Below are 17,565 nucleotides of genomic sequence, written 5' to 3' on the forward strand. Positions count from 1 at the left end.
GCCGGCGTTTGAGGCCATTCAGCCTGGCCGGCGTTTGAGGCCATTCAGCCTGGCCGGCGTTTGAGGCCATTCAGCCTGGCCGGCGTTTGAGGCCAAAAGTCAGCTCGACCGGTGCGTGAGGTCGGCCAAGGCCGCGAGTTCGGCGGGCGTCCGAGGCAATCCCGCCGGCGCCAGCCCATGCGCGGCCAACACCGCGAACGCGGCATGCGCCCAGGTCGGCCGCAAACTCGCCGCAGCCAGCAACGCCGTGTCGGCGAGCAACTCCTCGACCGGCCCGGTGCGCAACCGCCCACCCGCGAGCACCGCCGCGTCGTCGGCCCACCGCAACGCCAGGTCCACGTCGTGCGTGGCCATCACCACGGTCGTGCCCGCCGCCCGCAACGCGGCCAGCGTGTCCAGCAACGCCTCCTGCCCTGCCGGATCCAACCCCGCCGTCGGCTCGTCCAGCACCAGCACCTCGGGCCGCATCGCGATCGCCCCCGCGATCGCCACCCGCTTGCGCTGCCCGAAGGACAACAGGTGTACCGGCCGCTCGGCCAACCCCGAGATGCCCAGCGCGGCCAACGCCTCGGCCACCCGCGACCGAACCTCCGCCGCCGCGAGCCCCAGGTTGAGCGGCCCGAACGAGACGTCCTGGGCCACCGACGCGGAGAACAACTGATCGTCGGGATCCTGCACGACCAACTGCACGGCCCGCCGCAGCTCGGCAAGTCCCTTCCGATCATGCCGAATCGGCACACCGTGCAGTTCGACCCGCCCCGCAGCCGGCACCAGGCCACCCGTCAACAGCCGCAACAGCGTGGTCTTCCCACTGCCGTTCGGCCCGAGCAGGGCCAACGCGCGCCCGGCCGGAATCGCCAGGGACAGGTCGCTCAACACGACCGGCCCGTCCTCGTAGGCGTAGCCGATCTCTCGTACCCGCAACGGAATCACTGCACCACCGGTCCCAGCAGAAGGGTGGCGACGACGACCGCCGCCACGACGAACAGGGCGGACCCGACGAACACGCGCGAGATCCGTACCTCGTCCACCAGCACCCGCAGCCGCCCGTCGTAGCCGCGCCCGGCCAGCCCCGCCTCCAACCGCTGGGCCCGGGCGAACGCGTGCACGAACACCGCCGAGCCGAGCCCGGCCACCGAGCGCCAGCGGGCCCGCCGGGTCCGGTGCCCGAGCCGACCGGCCTGGGCCTGGTTGATCCGGATGGTGGTGTCGTACAGCAGGAACAACATCCGGTACATCACCGCCGCCACGTCCACCACCGCCGCCGGCACTCCCACCCGGGTCAGCCTGGGCAATACGTCCGACAGCGGCGTGGTGAACGCGAACAACAACATCGCCAACCCGGCCGCCCCCGAGCGGGCCAGCAACTCGCCCGCGTGGCGCGGCCCGTGCTCGGCCCAGCCGACCCCGTCCGCGCGGATCGAGACCAGCAGGGTGAGCGCCCCGGTCGCGGCGAACCCGAGCGGCGCGCGGGCCGCCCGCCACAACCGCCGTACCGGCACCTTGGCGAAGCCGAACGCGACGATCAGCACGGTCGCGGCGACCAGCACCGCGCCCGGCCACGGCGGCAACGCCACCGCGCAGCCGAGCAGCCCGAAGGAGAGCACGGCCTTCTCGGCCGGATGGCGGCGCCGCCACGAACTCGCGTGCGCCGCCGCGTCGATCGGCAACACCGGCTCAGTGCCCCGAAGCCGATACCGGGCTCTCCGTCGCCGAGGCCGGAGCCGGGCGCGGGGCCGGGCTCACATCCGCCGGACCACTCTCCGCCTCGTCCGCAGTGTCGCTCGCCTCGGGCGCGAGTCGCCGACGGGTGCGCTTGACGCCGAACATGTACCCGACCACCCCCGCGCCGAGCGCGGCCTGCAACGCGAACAGGCCGGACTCGATCTCCCCGGACGGCGGTTCGTACAGCGGGCTGAACCACGGCTGGTAGCCCGGATCGTTCTCGGTGATCGCGGTCTCCGCCTGGGTGTCGGCGCCCGCGAACGGCTTGTCCTTGTGATCACCCATCCCGAACACCACGGGCAGCGCCGCGAGCAGCACCACGGCCAGCACGATCAGCAGATTGATCTTCGTCGAGCGCTTCATGCGGTCTTCTCCCCCTCACGAGCGACCGACGCGTCCTGCGCGACCGAGGCGTCCTGCGCGACCGGCGCGCTCGGCGCGCTCGGCGCGACCGGTGTGTTCCGCAGCACCCCGAGCCGGATCAGGTCCCCCCGGCTGGACTGCCGCAACAACCGCACCACCAGTACGGTCAGCAGCCCCTCGCTGATCGCCAGCGGGATCTGGGTGAGCGAGAAGATGCCGCCGAACTTGGCCAGCGCGCCCGGGAATCCGCTGTCCGGGTCGGGGAAGGCGAGGGCGAGTTGCACGCTGGTGACGCAGTACGTGCTCAGGTCCGCGACGAACGCCCCCATGAACACCGCGACATCCAGCGGCATGGTCCCGCCGCGTCGATCGAGCAGCGAGCGGGTGAGCCGATATGCGCCATAGCCCGCCCACGGCCCGACGATCGCCATGGAGAACACGTTCGCGCCCAGCGTGGTCAGCCCGCCGTGGGCCAGCAACAGGGCCTGGAACAGCAGGGTGATCGTGCCGAGTACGGCCATGATCGGCGGCCGGAACAGGATCGCGCCCAGTCCGGTGCCGGTGGGATGCGAGCAACTCCCGGTGACGGACGGGATCTTCAGTGCGGACAGTACGAACGAGAAGGCGCCGGAGGCGCCGAGCAGCAGGGTGTTCTCGGGTCGATTGCGTACCTCGCGAGTGAGCGCGCGGGCACCGTGGACGACGAACGGGGCAGCCGCGACGCCCCAGGCGGCGGCGTGTTCCCAGGGCAGATAGCCCTCGGCGATATGCATGAGGAAGGGTCCCTCTCCAACACCTCGTGGACGGACGATCGCCGTGGCCGGTCTCCTGGCTGACGGGTCGTACGTTCACGTCTCCGCCTTCCCGGGGCCGCGCGAGCGGTCCCAGTGGCTTCCCCGAGGCGACGAATCAACGTTCCCGAGGGGATGGAGGAGAACTTCCCGATCACAGTGGCGAGGGCCGCGCCGGCATCGAACCGGCTTCCCGAACACCACGGCGAGCCGACCCTAGTGGTCGGATGGACATGGCGACAAGGTGGCAATTGCAAACCGTGCGCAAGCCCACAATCGGTGCGGAGCGGTCGAGCAATAGCCGCATTCGGCCCATCAGTCCAGCCCGGGACCGCGCCCGCGGACCACAAGGGTGCGGGCGACCCGGTCGCCGATCCGCCGGCGCCGCTCGTCGGTGAGCACCGCGACCAGCCCGACCGCGCCGAGCGCGAACGTGTCGACCGGCAGCAGCAGCCAGCGGATGCCCAGTTGCCGCCGCCCGGCCCGGCCGCCGGAGACGTCGACCACCCGGATCCCGAACGCCTGCATGCCCCACGTCCGCCCGTCGTGCTCGGCGGGGCGCAACACCCAGTACCAGAACAGGATCCCCAGCGCGACCGCGACGACCCCCGCGGTGATCGCCGCGGTCAGCGGGCCGCTGCGGATCGAACCGTCGGGGTGTGTGGGCAGCAGGACGAACAGGAACATCGCCGTCCCGGGCAGCAGCGCCGACGCGAGGACGTCGAGTACGAACTGGCCGAGCCGCCGGCCGAGCACGGACGTGGCGACCGGGCGCTCGACCGCGGGCAGCCAGACCCGGGCACCGGTGCCGATGGGACGTGCCGTGCGCGCGTATCGCTGCGGAAGGCTCCGTTCGTACATGCCCTTGTACTTTCCGCAACCGGGCGGGTTGACTCCCGACGGGTCGGATATCGCCGAGATTGCCCCCGGTCGGCGGACAAGAACGGACGCGGGGGCCGGGCCGGCGATCGGCAACCATCGGGTTCGAGCGAAATCGATCCCGGGTGACCGACCGAGAACGAGCTGCCGGCGACCGACGCGGTCAGGGCCGCGCGGATCCGACCATCCCGACCATCTCGATCATCCCGATGATCCGGACCATCCGGATCGTTCTGACCGCTCGGACCGTTCGGACGGCTCAGACCGCTCAGATCGTCATCGGCCCGTCCGCCCCGAACAATTCCGGCTCGGACCGGCTGATCACGTCGTAGAGCGGCTGGTAGTTGATCCACGCCACCGTGTCGTTGCCGAGTTGCTCCCGGGTCAGCCGTGCGTTCTCCGCCGAGATCGGCCTGAGTTCGCCGGCCGCCTGGGCGAGCAACTGCACCTGGCACGAGCGCTCCATCGTGATGAACCACCAGGCCGCCGCGTCGACCGATTGTCCGACGGTGAGCAGACCGTGGTTGCGCAGGATCAGTGCCTTGCGCGGGCCGAGGGTCTCGGCGATCCGCCGGCCCTCCTCGGCGTCCAGGACGACGCCGGCGTAGTCGTCGAAGAGTTCGTGGTCCTCGTAGAAGGGACACACGTCCTGGGTTATCGGTTCGAGCCGGATGCCGAGCGCGGATATCGCGCGCCCGTGCGTGGAGTGGCTGTGCGCCGCCGCGACCACGTCGGGCCGGGCCGCGTGGATCTGCGAGTGGATCGCGAACGCGGCCTGGTTGACGTGGAATCGGCCCTCGACGACCTGCCCCTCGTGGTTGACCAGGATCAGGTCGTCCACGGTGATGTGCTTGAACGACATCCCGAACGGGTTGACCCAGAAGTGATCCGTCAACTCCGGGTCGCGCGCGGTGATGTGTCCGGCCACGCCCTCCTCGAAGCCGAACCGGCCGAACAGCCGCAGCGCCGCGGTCAGTCGCTCCTTGCGGTGCCGGCGCTCCCGCTCGACCGTCTCGAAGGTGGGCGGCAGCGCGAAGCTCAGGTCCGAGGGCGACACCGGCCGGGGCGGCTCGATGCGCGGGGTCGCGTCCTGGGCCTGCGGCGTGGCGGTGTCGGACATGTACATCTCCTCGGACTCGGGTCGCGCGGGACTCGGCCCGACGCTACCCGCGAGTCACATCCGAGGACAGCCCCGCGCGGGGGTCCGTTCGCGAGCGGCCGCGGATTCTAGCGCCGGATCGCCGCCGGGACCGGATTTCCGGAAACAATTCGAATATTGCCCGCGATCGCCTTCCGGCTGCTTCTACGCTTCCGTGCAGCGAGTCCGGGACGTCGAGTACGAAGCAGTCGAACTCGAATTTCCGGACGCGCGAAATCATGAAGCGCGAAGTGCGGGGCGCACGGCGCGAGCCACGGCGCACGCGGCACTTTACCGGTGCGCGCGGCGCCTTATCGAGGCACACCGAGGGGAAGGGGCGCGTGACGTGAGCGGCGGGGGCGGATATTCGGCGGAGGTCGTGAGCATCGGCGCGCGAGGTCCCTCGACGGCGCCCGCGTACGGCCGCGGCGACCCGGCGGGCTCGCGGGCCAAGTCGGACCCGGGCCGCCGCAACGCCCCCGCGCGGAGCCCGGCATCGCGGGGCCCGATGGCCAGGAGTTGGGCGGAGATGGCACCACCCCCGCGCCGGTCCAGGCCGTCCCGGCGCAGTTCGGGCGACCCGCCGACCGGGTCCGACACCGAGCGGACCCCTGCGATCGAGGCGGATGTCATCGAAGCGAATCAGGCCGACCCCAACACCCCGGTCGACAGTGCGCCGATCGAGCCGGCCCCGGTCGGCGCGCCGCCCCCGGGCGTCGTGGCGCCCGAGGAGGAGCCGGTCGGCGTCCACCGGAAAGCCGCACCGCCGATCGCCCCGGAGGCAATCATGGCCAATATGGAAACGGCCCTCAAGGAAGCAATGACGATCGAGGGCGCCGTGGGGGTGGCCCTGGTCGACTACACCAGCGGAATGGCCCTCGGAATTCTCGGCGGCAGCAAGGAACTCGACCTCAATGTGGCCGCCGCCGGAAACACCGACGTGATGCGCGCGAAGATGCGCACGATGGAGATGTTGCACGCGGGCGATCAGATCGAGGACATCCTGATCACCCTCGGCAAGCAATACCATCTGCTCCGCCCGCTGACCGGTCGGGCCGGCAAGGGACTGTTCCTGTATGTCGTGCTGGTCAAGGACCGCGCCAATCTGGCCCTGGCCCGGCACAGCCTGAAACGTATCGAGGAGGAGATCGAGGTCTGAGTCGCGCTCCGACGACGGGCCTCGGCACGGCGTCGGAGCGCGCGGGCCCGTCCTCGATACCCCCGGCGTCCACCGTCACCCCCATGCGGTGGGCGCCATCGGGGTGTCCGGGGACACGTACGGCGGCCCTGGTCTCCCTGCGCCGTCTCGGATATGACGGTACGTCAGATGTATCGACGCGCCGCCGTACCGATGGGCGCCGCTGGATCGACGCGCGGCCGTACCGACGCGCCGCGATACGGCGACGCCGAGGTACCGTCGCACCCCGAGCCCTCCGAGGAGCCGCATGTTGTCGGGCGAGAAGATCCTGATCACCGGGCCCGCGGGCCAGATCGCCTACCCGCTGACCGAATACCTGGCCCGGGACAACGAGGTGTGGGGCATCGCCCGCTTCTCGAATCCCGAGGACCGCAAGCGGGTGGACGCGCTCGGGGTGACCACGCGCGTCGTCGACCTCGGTGCGGGCAGCTTCGACGACCTGCCGCAGGACTTCACCCACGTGCTGCACCTGGCCACCTTCCAGGGACCGGGGCTCGACTACGACGAGGCACTGCGGGTCAACGCCGAGGGGACCGGGCTGCTGCTCCAGCACTGCCGGCGGGCCAAGGCGGCCCTGGTGATGTCCACCGCGTCGGTGCTCAAGCCGCACCCGGACCCGAGGTACGTCTTCCGCGAGACCGACCCGCTCGGCGACGCCAACGTCGCGCACGCGCCCACCTATTCGGTGTCCAAGACCGCCGAGGAGGCGGTGTCGCGCTACTGCGCGCGTGCGTTCGACCTGCCCGTGGTGATCGCCCGGATGAACGCCTCCTACGGCCCGAACGGCGGCCTGCCGACGATGCACCTGGACGCCGTACTGGCCGGTCGGCCGATCGTCACCCGCTGGGATCCGTGCCTGTACAGCCCGATCCACCAGGACGACATCAACAGCCAGACGGCGGCCCTGCTCGACGCGGCGTCCACCCCCGCGACGGTGGTCAACTGGGGCGGCGACGAGCCGGTGAGCGTGCAGGAGTGGGCGGCATACCTGGCCGAGCTGAGCGGCCGGCCCGCCGAGGTGGTGGTCCGCGAGCAGCCGGGCACGCTGCGCGGTCAGGTACAGGACACCACCAAGCGGGCGGCCCTGACCGGGCCGTGCGCGGTCGGCTGGCGGGCGGGGCTGGCCGGGGTATACGCCGCCCGGCGCGGCGATTCGGCCTGACCGGGCCGGGCGGCCCAGGGGCGTCGTGGCGCTCGGCGGGGGATCGAGGACGCGCCCTCGCCCCACGCTCGATAGCGTCGAGTCTTCAGGTCTTACTCGCGCCGTCTCGGAGCGCTCCACTTCGGCGGATCACGTCGCTGCGAGCGGCACCACGCAGGAGGGACAACGATCATGGGCATCCTCGATACCCCCATCGGCACGCTGGAGGGGGAGCGTACGACCCTGGGCGGGGTGACCGCAGGCCGGGTCGCGCTCGTCGTCAACGTCGCGTCCAAGTGCGGCCTGACCCCCCAGTACACCGGCCTGGAGGAGCTGCAGAAGGAGCTGGGCGCCCGCGGCTTCACCGTGGTCGGCGTGCCGTGCAACCAGTTCATGGGCCAGGAACCGGGCAGCGCCGAGGAGATCCTCGAGTTCTGCTCGACCACCTACGGCGTCACGTTCCCGCTCACCGAGAAGATCGACGTCAACGGCGAGGACCGGCACCCGCTCTACGACGTGCTCACCGCCGCCTCGGACGCCGAGGGCGGCTCGGGTGATGTGCAATGGAACTTCGAGAAGTTCCTGCTCTCCGCCGACGGCGCGATCGTCGGCCGGTTCCGCCCGCAGACCGACCCGCACGACCCGAACCTGATCGCCGCGATCGAGAGCGTGCTGCCGAAATAGTCGGCGACCGCCTCGAACGCCGGCCGGGCCGACGACGGTCCGGCCGGCGTTCGAGGCGGGGGCTCGGTCGTACCGCCTTGCCGGAGGCGGGGTGTCCGGTCGTACCGCTCGCCGAGTTCGCCCGGCAAGGTTCGCCCGCCGAGTTCGCTCAGCAGGTCGCTCACCGAGGTCGCTCACCGAGGTCGCTCGGCAAGGCTCGCGGGCAGGACCTAGACGAGCGCCCACACCGCCGTCGCGTCGTCGCAGATCTTGCCGCGCGGCCACCGGGTTCCGTCCGCGTCGGCGGCCTCCGCGGCCCGCACCCGGGCGAGCAACTCGGCCGGTCCGAAGTGGCGCAGCGTGGTCATCAGCCGGTCCCAGTCGCTCAGCCCGAACCGATCCACCAGCCGACTGGCCCCGTCGGTCAGCGCGGCGATCCCGCGCACCTCGCCGAGCGCCACCCCGCCGGTCAACGCCTCGCCCGCCGCCGCCGGATCGGCCGCCGCGACCCAGTAGCCGCCGGCCACGTTCCGCGCCGCGCGCACGGTGTCCAGGTACTCCTGATGCGCCGTCAAGTAGGCCGCCGAGCCCACCGGATGCGCGTCCCGGCGGCGTCGCGCGGGCACCCCGATCACATCCAACCGGTCGTCGGTGACCATGGTGAGGTCGTCGTCGCGCTCGATCAGCAGCGTCGAATCGGACAACACCAGATACTCCAGCCGATCCTCGATCACCCGCGCCACCACCGCGGTCGCCGCGGGCGCGTCCGGTCGGGCCAGGTCGCAGCCGTCCGCGTGCAGCGCCGAGGTGTCCTCGATCGCGTCGTGCAGACACTCGGCCAGCGACCGGTCCGGCCGGCCGGCGCCGTGGGTGAACAGGGCGGCGCCCAACCGCTCGACGAACCATGGGACACCGTGCTTGCAGCCGTTGTCCGAACTCGACGTCACCCCGTCGAGCAGCACCATCGTGGTCGGCCCCACGACGACGAAGTCCTCGTTCGGCTTGCCCGGATGACCCGGCTCGGTCGCGAATTCCACGCGCATCGCGGACATCCCTCCCTTATAGGTGCCACGCCGTACGGCTGCCCCGCGCCCGGGGCCGGGAAACGGCGAGTGATCATGCCTCCCCCTGGCACGGACGCGGGGAAAGTTCCCAGCGGTTTCACACAACTTCACACAACGGTTTCGCGTGAGGTCTCGTGCCGGTCGGGGAACTGCCCCTAATCTCTGGCTTCGAGACACCCTCAGTCCCCGTTTCTACGCGCGTCGCGCGGGTCGGCGATGCGCGCCATCTCGATCCGAAGGGATCCCATGCTCGGGATTGGACGACGCCGCGGTCGCCTCGCCCTCACCGGCCTGCTCGCCGCGAGCCTGCTCACCATGGGCGGCACCGCGACGGCCGACGCACGCGCCGGCAGCCACCGCCCCGGCGGTACCACGGACCTCGAATTCCTCGCGCTCAACGACCTGCACGGCAACCTGGAGGAACCGCAGGGTTCCGCCGGCAACGTCACCGAGATCGGTCCCGACGGGAAGCCCGTCTCGATCCCGGCCGGCGGCGTCGAGCACCTGGCCACCCAACTGCGCGCCGAGCGGGCCAAGAACCCCAACTCGCTCACCATCGCGGCCGGCGACATGATCGGCGCCAGCCCGCTGCTTTCCGGTCTGTTCCACGACGAACCGACCATCGAGGCGCTGAACAAGCTCGGCCTCGACGTCACCTCGGTGGGCAACCACGAGTTCGACCACGGCAAGAGCGAACTGCAGCGCATGCAGTACGGCGGCTGCCACCCCAAGGACGGCTGCTACACCCCCGGCCGCACCTTCGAGGGCGCCAACTTCCAGTACCTGGCGGCCAATGTGCTCGACGAGCGCACCGGCCTGCCGATCCTGGCGCCGGTGAGCATCAAGAACGTGGGCGGCGCCCGCATCGGCTTCATCGGCATGACGCTCGAGGGTACGCCGAACATCGTCACCGCCGAGGGCGTCAAGGGCCTGACCTTCAAGAACGAGGTCAAGACCGCCAACGCCATCGTGCCGTGGCTGCGCCTGTTCGGCGTCGAGTCGATCGTGGTGCTGCTGCACGAGGGCGGCCTGCCGACGAGCAACGCGTACAACTACGACTGCAACGCGGGCGGCAACCTGGGTCTGTCCGGGCCGATCGTGGACATCGCGAAGAACCTGGACCCGGCGATCGACCTGATCGTCACCGGCCACACCCACCAGGCGTACTCGTGCAACATCCCCGACCCGGCGGGCAAGCCGCGCATGGTCACCAGCGCGTCGTCCTACGGCAAGATGTACACCAAGATCGACCTCACCTACGACAAGCGCACCCGGGACATCGTGCGCACGTCGGTCAAGGCGCAGAACACGGTCGTCCGCCGGGACACCCCGAAGGCCCCGGACCTGACCAAGCTGCTCGCCGACTGGCAAAAGCTCGCGGCACCGGTGGCCAATCGGCCGGTCGGCTACATCAGCGCCGACATCCGCGGTCGCGGCGCCGGCACCCCCGAATCGCCGCTCGGCGACATGATCGCCGACGCGCAGTTGGAGGCGACCGCGCCGGCCGACAAGGGCGGCGCGCAGATCGCCTTCATGAACCCGGGCGGGATCCGCTCCGATCTGCAGTTCAAGGCGGCCGGCACCGAAGGGGACGGCGTCGTCACCTACGGCGAGGCGTTCACGGTGCAGCCGTTCACCAACATGATGCAGACCGTGGACCTCAAGGGTCAGGCCGTCCTGGACGTACTCACGCAGCAGTACACCGGCGGCAACGCGGGCAACCCGAAGGTCCTCCAGATCTCCAAGGGCCTGACCTACACGACGGACCGAGCCAAGACCGGCGCGGACAAGATCGTGCCCGGCAGCGTCAAGCTCAACGGCGTGCCCATCGACCCGGCGGCAACCTACAAGGTCAGCGCGAACGAGTTCCTGACCGGCGGCGGCGACGGCTTCGCGGCCTTCAAGACCGGCACGAACAAGCGCGTCGGCGCGTCCGACCTGGAAGCCCTCCTGGCCTACTTCGCAGCCCACTCCTCGGCAACCACCCCCCTCGCCCCACCCGCGGCAGACCGAATCACCTTCACCGGCTGACCTGACCTGACCCCAACCCACGGACGGGCCCGGCTCCTTGGGGGCCGGGCCGTTCGCGTGTCGGGGGCCCGCGCGTGCTTCGCGGGACGGGTGCCGGGTAGCGGCGGTCGGGTCGGGGGCTGTACTTGGCTGGCGGTTCTGCGCATGCCGCCGGCCCGCTTCGCGGCGGACTCGTCGGCGGGTGCGGCGCTTGCGTTTCGGGCGGGCCGGGTTTTCGGCGGGGGCCGGGTCGTTCGCGTGTCGTGCGGGGGGTGCTTCGTAGGGTGGGTGTGTCGCGTGTTGCGTGTCGCGTGTCGCGTGGGGCGTATCGCGTATCGCGTGGGGCGGATGTCGGTCGGGTCGCCAAGGCGGACGTCGAGTCGGGGTCGTGCCCGGGGAGGTGGTCCGGGCGTGTTGCCGGTCCATTTCGCGGCGCATCGGTCGGCGGCCACGTTGCGCGCATCTCGGATGAGCCGGGTCCTCTTGGCCGGCCGAGCCGTTCGAGTGTCGTGCGGGGCGGGTGTCGCGTCGCCGAGGTCGACGTCGTGTCGGGGGTCGTGTCGGGGGTCGTGTTGGGGTCGAGTTTCGGGTCGAGTTTCGGGGTCGTGCCTGGGCGGCGGCTCCGGGCGCATTGCCGGTCCACCTCGCGGCGCAGTCGCCGATGGGTGCGCTGCGCGCGTCCCGGATGGGCCCGGTCTCCCTGGAGAGGCGGGCCGTTCACGTGTCGCGCGGGACCACGTAATGCGTGCGGCGCCTGTCCCGTCGGCGAGGCCAACGCCGCGTTGGGAGTCGTGCCTGGCAGCGATGCCGGGCGCGCATTGCGACCTACATCGCGCCGCACTGGTCGGTGGGCGTGCTGCCGGCGTTCGAATGGGGCTCGGCCCTCTTGAGGTCGGGCCGTTCGCGTGTCGTGCGGGAAATGCTTCGTGTCAGCCGGGTGCCGCGCCGCCGGGCCCGCGTCGCGCCGGGGCCGAGTCGCGCCGGGCCCGCGTCGCGCCGGGGGCCGCGCCTGGGCGCGTTGCCGGCCTGCTTCGCGGCGTGTTCGTCGGCGGGTGCGCCGCGCGCGTCTCGGATGGGCCCGGTCCGCTGGGGAGTCGGGCCGTTGGTGATTCGCGCGGGGCACGTATCGTGCGGGGTACGTATCGCGTGGGGCGTATCGCGTGGGGCGCGGAGTGTGGGGCACGTGTCCGGTCGCCGAGGCCAACGCCGCGTCGGGGGCCGTGCCTGGGCGACAATCGGCGCATGAATACCACGAGGCGGCCCCCGACCGGGGCCGATGTGGCTCGCGCCGCAGGGGTTTCGCGCGCCACCGTGTCCTATGCGATGAACGACGTATTGGACGCCCGCATCCCCGAGGAGACCCGGCGCCGAGTGCGCGAGGTAGCGTCGAGCCTGGGCTACGAACCGCGGTCCGACGCACGTTCGTTGCGGCGAGGACGGACCGATCTGATCATCGTGCCCACCTACGTGGTGCCGTTCGGCCAACTCATCCAACGCTTCCTGGACGGCCTGGCCCGCGAGTTGCACGTACTCGGGCACACCCTGGTGATCCACGGCAATCCGGCCGCGCACGGCATCGAGGCGGCGAAGGCGTGGGGCGCGCTGAATCCGGCGGTGGTCCTGGTGCTACCGGAGCGGATGTCGGCCGAGGGCGTCGAGTACCTCACTTCACGCGGCATCGCCGTCGTCGCCCTGGGCCACAGCCCGGCCCCGGTCGCACTCACCCTGAAGGTCGACCACGCGGCGGCGGGCGGATTGGCCGCGGAGCACCTGATCGCGCGCGGACGCCGGGACTTCGCGGTGGTGGTGCCGCGCGAACCGGCGCTTGCCGACATGGGCCGCGAACGCCTGGCCGGGTTCCGCGCCGCGGCCGAGGCGGGAGGCGGCACGGTACGGGTGGTGGAGATGGCCGAGGACCCGGCCGAGGCAGCGCGAGTCGCGGGGGAGTGGCGCGCCGGGTGGTGTCCGGATGGCGTGTACGGCTACAACGACGAATACGCGGCCCTGCTGCTCGGCGCGCTGGCTGACGTGGACATCGCGGTACCGGAGCGGCTCGCGCTCGTCGGAACGGACGACCTGACACTGTGCGAGATGGTCCGCCCACGCCTGACCTCGGTCGCCTTCGAGGAACTGCTGCCAATGCGGGCGGTCGCAACGGCGATCGTGGCGGCCGGGGAGGGTGCGGTGCAGGGCGAGTTGACGCTGTGGCGGATGGCGATGCGGGTGCGGGGATCGGGGTGAGCCGAAGGGGGGAGGCGACACTGCCGAGGCCGGCGGAGCATCGCGTCCCACCGGCCAACGCGGCGGGCGTTGCCCGCCACTGGGGGCACCGATCGCGACCGTGAGCACTGCCATGATTTGTGTGCAGTGCCCCGAATAGTGAGCACCGCTCTGAATTGCAAGCATCGCTCCGAATCACGACCGCCGCTCTGGCTTACGATCGCTGCTCCGGATCGCGTGCGCCGCTCGGGAACGCGCGCGCTGCTCCGGAACACGCGTGCCGCTCGGGAATGCGCGCGCTGCTCCGGAACTCGCGCGCTGCTCTGGCTCGCGCGCCGCTCCGTCTCGCGACCGCCGCTCAGAACTGCGGACACTGCTCGGGGCCGCGGGCGCAACCCGGACCGCGACCACCGCTCCAGGCCGCGACCACCGCTCAGAGCCGCCGATAGGGCTCGGGGCCGCAGGCGCAGCCGGGACCGCGACCGCCGCTCAGAGCCGCCGATACTGCTCGGGACCGCAGGCGCAGCCCGGACGGCAACCACCCGTTTCCGGGCTGCGGGCGCTGCTCAGGGCTGCGATCACCGCTCTGGACCGCGGGCGCTGCTCAAGACTGCGAGCACTGCTCCGGTTTGCGATCGCCGCTCCGGGCTGCGGATGCTGCTCAGGACCGTAGGCGCTGCTTGAAAACCAAGAGCACCACTCTCGCTTGCGAGCACTGCTCCGGACCGCGGCCACCGTTCGGGGCTGCGAATACCATTCCGGATTGCAAGCACTGCCCCGGGCTGCGAGCACTGCCCCGGGCTGCGAGCACTGGCCCGGGCTGCGAGCACTGCCCTGAACTATGAGCACTGCCCCGAACCGTGAGCACCGCCCAGGACCGCGTGCCGTGCTCCGAACTGTGAGCCTCGATCCGAACTGTGAGCCCCGTTCCGGACCCCGCGTGCCCCGTTCCGGACCGCGTGCCCTGATCCGGACCGTGAGCGCCGTTCCGAACCGTGAGCATCGCTCCGGACCGCGTGCCCCGCTCAGGGCTGCGTGAGCTTTGTGAGTTGGCGGGATACCAAGGGGTCGGCCGGCAGGCTGGGCGTGGGGCTTGCCTCGTCCTCGTTGCTGACCACCACGATTGTGGTGCCGGTGCGGACCACGATTACGCCAGCTGTGCCGCCCGCCCCGATGGTCACGCCGACCGCGAGTGTTTCGTCGCCGAGGGGTGCGTGCGGGATTTCGGCGTACTTGTCGGTGCCGGTCGTGCCATCGGCGTCGACGGAGGTGACCGACGAGCAGGTCTTCAGCGCCGCGCGGCCCTTGGCGAACAGGTCCCGCGCGCCGGCGTCGGTGAAGGCGAACAACTCGACCGCGGTGAAGGCCGTCGGGTTCGGGTCCCCCTTGGACACCGACGCCTGCGCGGACGCGAGCGGAGCCGGGTTGGCCTGCTTCGGGTTGAGCAGGTCGATGAGCGGCTGGCAGGCGGGCTGTTGGGCGGTCTCGCGGCCGCTGGTGGGGTCGTCCGGGGTGGCGTCGTACGTGCCCTGCGGCATTTCGGCCGCCGTCAACAGCGCGTGGTCGAGCCGGGCTTGGGCGGCCGGGTCGGACCCGGCGCCGCCGCCGGCCGGAGCGGCCGAATCGTCCGTCGGCGGTACCGCGGGCGGCGGTTCGCCTGGCGCCGCCGGATCGGTCGACGTCGGGGCGGCCGCGGTCGATTTGGCGCGCGCCGGTTTGGTCGCCGCCGCGGTGGGCCGCTTCGGCGCGGCCGTCGACGACGCGGTGTCCTTGTCCGCCAACTTGTCCTCGTCGCGACTGCACGCGGTGCCGGCCAGGAGCAGGGAACCGGCGATCGCCGCCGTGCCCATTCGGATCACGATCTTGCGCATGCGGGGTTCCTTCGGAAGGCTCGGCCGATTCCGTGGCCGGCTCGAACGCGCCGGGGGGAAGCGGGCGATCGGGGCCGACCGTGGTCCGGAGGGCCGTCGGAAAACAAAACAGCGGCCGATCGGCCGCACCCTCGTCCCACGCCGCGAACAAGGCAACCGACGCCAGACACAAGGAAGTTCGCCGCCTTGTGCGGCGATGACCACTCCATGCGGCCGAGCGCGGGCTGCTCCGTCGACACGGCGGCAACGAGAGCGGATTCATCATTGTGGACGCCGCTTGCGTTTGCCAACCGTCCGCGCTCGGATCATTGTCGTGACTTTGCCCGCCGTTCGCGTGGACGCCGCTTGCCCGCGCACCCGCTGCCCGCGTGCCCGCCTGCCCGCACGGCCCGCGCCGCGCCGGTCGGCTCGGTCGCCCCCCGGCACGGCACGGCACGTACAGGTCGACGAAGGGCCGGCAGTCGGCCGGCGCCGTGGTCACGCGGACACTGGCCCCGCAACTCCTCCGTCAGGTAGGTACCTTGCGGCAGGCCCGTCGCGGCTCGACCGCGTCTCGCCACCACGCCGGCAGTTCCTCCACACGACGGGCCCATCCACCGGGCAACTCAGCCCGTACACCCACGATTCCGCCCACGATCGCACACGTCGTGTCCACGTCCCCGCCCGCGCTCGCGGTGGCCCAGAAGGCCGCCCGGTAATCGTCGAGATGCCGAGCTGCCGACCAGACCGCGAACGGAACGGTGTCGGGCGCGCTGACCTGCCGACCGTTGCCCAGGATCCGACCCACTGCCCGGGAGTCCTGACGGTCCACCAGGTCCAATGCCGCGCCCAGCCGTTCGCGGACCAATCCGGCGGGCGTACGTTCCCGGACGAAGGCCACGAAGTCCCCTGCGCCCGGCCGCTCCAGCGTCGCCGCGCCCGCCGCCGCGACAGCGACCGCCACCGCACCCGCGATGCCCTCGGGGTGAGTGTGCGTCACCTCGGCCGACAACACGGCCTGGCCCACCACCGCATCGAGGTCGTCCGCGAACCACGCCCCCAACGGCGCCACCCGCATCGCGGCCCCATTGCCCCAGGACCCCTGCCCGGCAAACGGTTCGGCGGCCAACGCCCGCCAATCCCCGCCCTCCCGCACCAATCGCAACATCCGGTTCGTCGAAGGCCCATACCCCCGATCGAAATCGTGCCGAGTCGCGAACTCCCGGACCAGCGCGTCCTGATCGACCCGCCCACGGATCACCAACTCGGCATGCAGGACACACGCCATCTCGGTGTCGTCGGTCCACGGCCAACTCCCGCCGGGGAGACGCCGATCGGCCAGGCAAGGAAGGTTCTCCGGAACAAAGAACTGCGCACCCAGGGCATCCCCGAGCGCAAGGCCCCGCAACGAGGCGAGGGCGGATGAGACAGAGTCATAAGTCATATGGGCGGCCATTATTGCGCCTCCCATGCTTGGATGTCCCGAATGACGTCCCATCAGAAGGTGGCAGCCACCGCCGAGTTGCGCAGCCGAAAGCCCCGGGCAACCGATCGGCCACGCAGCGCCGGCCACCGTCGCCCCGACCCGGCCGCCACCCGGGGTGCAGCGCAACCCGGCACCACCCCTTCGCCGCCGCCCCGCGCACCGCGCGAGCGCGCGTGACCCCGGCGGTCACCGCCGCCGTACTGGGCGCGGCCGGTCTGCACGCGGGCTGGAACGCGCTCGCACACGGACTCCGGGACCGGCTCGGCACGATGACGCTGATTCAGGTGGCGAGCCTGGCCATCGGCGTGATCTGCCTGCCGTTCGTCGGCGTCCCGGCGGCCGGCGCCTGGCCGTGGCTGCTGGGCTCGGCGGCCCTGCATACGGCGTACAACCTGCTCCTGCTCGAGACCTACCGGCTGGGCGACTTCGGCCAGGTGTACCCGATCGCACGCGGCACCTCGCCGTGGGTCACCGCGCTGATCGGGGTGACCCTGCTGCACGAATACCTGACCGTGACCCAGACCGTCGGCGTGGTGGTCATCTCGCTCGGCATGCTCGTCCTGGCCCTGTCCGGCGGCATCCCACGCCGCACCGAGGCCGCCGCGGTGCTCGCGGCATTCACCACGGGCTGTGCGATCGCCGTGTACACCGTCCTCGACGGCCTGGGCGCCCGCTCCTCCGGCTCACCGATGTCCTACGCGGCCTGGCTCTTCATCCTCCAAGCCGCCCCGACCATCCTGATCCTCAACCGCCGCCGCCGCCGAACCCCCACCCCCGAACCCAACCCCCAACGCGCCTGGGCCCTCCTGGGCGGTGCCATGTCCCTGGTCGCCTACACCCTGATCATCTGGGCCCAGACCAAAGCCCCGTTGGCCACCATCGCCGCCCTACGCGAATCCTCGGTCGTCATCGGCGCGATCATCGGCACCACGATCTTCCACGAGCCCTACGGCCGGCACCGAACAACCGCCACGATCCTGGTCCTGACCGGCATCACCGCGATCAACATCGCGTAATACCGGCGGCCGACCGCGCTC

Annotated in this window: 15 protein-coding genes and 1 riboswitch; of the genes, 6 read left to right on the forward strand and 9 right to left on the reverse strand. The window is 71.3% G+C overall.

Going from position 1 to position 17,565, the window contains the following annotated elements; translation table 11 throughout:
* Positions 1-99: 99 nt before the first annotated feature.
* The 6 genes from ABIA38_RS00005 to ABIA38_RS00030 form a co-directional block, all read right to left on the reverse strand.
* Positions 100-933: an energy-coupling factor ABC transporter ATP-binding protein gene (locus ABIA38_RS00005; RefSeq protein WP_424636228.1), complete on the reverse strand. Its 834-nt coding sequence runs from the start codon at positions 931-933 to the stop codon at positions 100-102.
* Complete coding sequence (cbiQ, locus tag ABIA38_RS00010; RefSeq protein ID WP_424636229.1) at positions 930-1,673, reverse strand: cobalt ECF transporter T component CbiQ; 744 nt, start codon at positions 1,671-1,673, stop codon at positions 930-932. Before cbiQ ends, ABIA38_RS00005 begins: the two co-directional genes overlap by 4 nt.
* A 4-nt stretch (positions 1,674-1,677) precedes the next feature.
* Positions 1,678-2,088 (reverse strand): energy-coupling factor ABC transporter substrate-binding protein, encoded by a 411-nt coding sequence (locus ABIA38_RS00015; RefSeq protein WP_424636230.1) that lies wholly within the window; start codon positions 2,086-2,088, stop codon positions 1,678-1,680.
* Complete coding sequence (locus ABIA38_RS00020; protein WP_424636231.1) at positions 2,085-2,861, reverse strand: energy-coupling factor ABC transporter permease; 777 nt, start codon at positions 2,859-2,861, stop codon at positions 2,085-2,087. The genes ABIA38_RS00015 and ABIA38_RS00020 overlap by 4 nt, the downstream gene beginning before the upstream one ends.
* Before the next feature lie 28 nt (positions 2,862-2,889).
* Positions 2,890-3,099: riboswitch (cobalamin riboswitch) on the reverse strand.
* Positions 3,100-3,194: 95 nt separating this feature from the next.
* Positions 3,195-3,740 (reverse strand): RDD family protein, encoded by a 546-nt coding sequence (locus ABIA38_RS00025; RefSeq protein ID WP_424636232.1) that lies wholly within the window; start codon positions 3,738-3,740, stop codon positions 3,195-3,197.
* A gap of 286 nt (positions 3,741-4,026) precedes the next feature.
* Positions 4,027-4,878: a class II aldolase/adducin family protein gene (locus ABIA38_RS00030; RefSeq protein WP_424636233.1), complete on the reverse strand. Its 852-nt coding sequence runs from the start codon at positions 4,876-4,878 to the stop codon at positions 4,027-4,029.
* 805 nt (positions 4,879-5,683) lie between these two features.
* On the opposite strand from ABIA38_RS00030, the gene ABIA38_RS00035 reads away from it, so the two are divergent.
* From ABIA38_RS00035 to ABIA38_RS00045, 3 genes are all read left to right on the forward strand, one after another.
* The gene (locus ABIA38_RS00035; protein WP_424636737.1) at positions 5,684-6,055 is read left to right on the forward strand and encodes a hypothetical protein; all 372 of its coding nucleotides are present in this window, start codon (positions 5,684-5,686) and stop codon (positions 6,053-6,055) included.
* Positions 6,056-6,341: 286 nt separating this feature from the next.
* Positions 6,342-7,256, forward strand: coding sequence for an NAD-dependent epimerase/dehydratase family protein (locus ABIA38_RS00040; protein WP_424636234.1), 915 nt, complete (start codon positions 6,342-6,344; stop codon positions 7,254-7,256).
* Between the two features lie 171 nt (positions 7,257-7,427).
* Positions 7,428-7,919 (forward strand): glutathione peroxidase, encoded by a 492-nt coding sequence (locus tag ABIA38_RS00045; protein WP_424636235.1) that lies wholly within the window; start codon positions 7,428-7,430, stop codon positions 7,917-7,919.
* A gap of 209 nt (positions 7,920-8,128) precedes the next feature.
* On the opposite strand, the gene ABIA38_RS00050 is transcribed toward ABIA38_RS00045, so the two are convergent.
* The gene (locus tag ABIA38_RS00050) at positions 8,129-8,941 is read right to left on the reverse strand and encodes an integrase (protein ID WP_424636236.1); all 813 of its coding nucleotides are present in this window, start codon (positions 8,939-8,941) and stop codon (positions 8,129-8,131) included.
* 267 nt (positions 8,942-9,208) lie between these two features.
* Between ABIA38_RS00050 and ABIA38_RS00055 the strand changes: the two genes are divergently transcribed.
* Complete coding sequence (locus ABIA38_RS00055) at positions 9,209-10,993, forward strand: bifunctional metallophosphatase/5'-nucleotidase (protein ID WP_424636237.1); 1,785 nt, start codon at positions 9,209-9,211, stop codon at positions 10,991-10,993.
* Between the two features lie 1,221 nt (positions 10,994-12,214).
* Positions 12,215-13,213 (forward strand): LacI family DNA-binding transcriptional regulator, encoded by a 999-nt coding sequence (locus ABIA38_RS00060; RefSeq protein WP_424636238.1) that lies wholly within the window; start codon positions 12,215-12,217, stop codon positions 13,211-13,213.
* A gap of 1,004 nt (positions 13,214-14,217) precedes the next feature.
* On the opposite strand, the gene ABIA38_RS00065 is transcribed toward ABIA38_RS00060, so the two are convergent.
* A complete protein-coding gene (locus ABIA38_RS00065) occupies positions 14,218-15,063 on the reverse strand; it encodes a hypothetical protein (RefSeq protein WP_424636239.1) in 846 nt (281 codons plus the stop codon).
* 508 nt (positions 15,064-15,571) lie between these two features.
* Positions 15,572-16,486 carry an ADP-ribosylglycohydrolase family protein gene (locus ABIA38_RS00070; RefSeq protein WP_424636240.1) on the reverse strand — a complete coding sequence of 305 codons (915 nt, stop codon included), beginning with the start codon at positions 16,484-16,486 and terminating at the stop codon, positions 15,572-15,574.
* A 215-nt stretch (positions 16,487-16,701) separates the two neighbouring features.
* On the opposite strand from ABIA38_RS00070, the gene ABIA38_RS00075 reads away from it, so the two are divergent.
* Positions 16,702-17,544, forward strand: coding sequence for an EamA family transporter (locus ABIA38_RS00075; protein WP_424636241.1), 843 nt, complete (start codon positions 16,702-16,704; stop codon positions 17,542-17,544).
* Positions 17,545-17,565: the final 21 nt, after the last annotated feature.

This window comes from Embleya sp. AB8 (assembly GCF_049739465.1).
In the GTDB taxonomy this organism is placed as follows: domain Bacteria; phylum Actinomycetota; class Actinomycetes; order Streptomycetales; family Streptomycetaceae; genus Embleya.

Bases quoted from the DNA above. Each gene is read 5' to 3' on its own strand.
- ABIA38_RS00070 (WP_424636240.1), bottom strand. From the start codon at position 16,486: ATGACTTATGACTCTGTCTCATCCGCCCTCGCCTCGTTGCGGGGCCTT.
- ABIA38_RS00015 (WP_424636230.1), bottom strand. From the start codon at position 2,088: ATGAAGCGCTCGACGAAGATCAATCTGCTGATCGTGCTGGCCGTGGTG.
- ABIA38_RS00040 (WP_424636234.1), top strand. From the start codon at position 6,342: ATGTTGTCGGGCGAGAAGATCCTGATCACCGGGCCCGCGGGCCAGATC.
- ABIA38_RS00060 (WP_424636238.1), top strand. From the start codon at position 12,215: ATGAATACCACGAGGCGGCCCCCGACCGGGGCCGATGTGGCTCGCGCC.
- ABIA38_RS00030 (WP_424636233.1), bottom strand. From the start codon at position 4,878: ATGTCCGACACCGCCACGCCGCAGGCCCAGGACGCGACCCCGCGCATC.
- ABIA38_RS00025 (WP_424636232.1), bottom strand. From the start codon at position 3,740: ATGTACGAACGGAGCCTTCCGCAGCGATACGCGCGCACGGCACGTCCC.
- ABIA38_RS00065 (WP_424636239.1), bottom strand. From the start codon at position 15,063: ATGCGCAAGATCGTGATCCGAATGGGCACGGCGGCGATCGCCGGTTCC.
- ABIA38_RS00020 (WP_424636231.1), bottom strand. From the start codon at position 2,861: ATGCATATCGCCGAGGGCTATCTGCCCTGGGAACACGCCGCCGCCTGG.
- ABIA38_RS00055 (WP_424636237.1), top strand. From the start codon at position 9,209: ATGCTCGGGATTGGACGACGCCGCGGTCGCCTCGCCCTCACCGGCCTG.
- ABIA38_RS00050 (WP_424636236.1), bottom strand. From the start codon at position 8,941: ATGCGCGTGGAATTCGCGACCGAGCCGGGTCATCCGGGCAAGCCGAAC.
- ABIA38_RS00045 (WP_424636235.1), top strand. From the start codon at position 7,428: ATGGGCATCCTCGATACCCCCATCGGCACGCTGGAGGGGGAGCGTACG.
- ABIA38_RS00035 (WP_424636737.1), top strand. From the start codon at position 5,684: ATGGCCAATATGGAAACGGCCCTCAAGGAAGCAATGACGATCGAGGGC.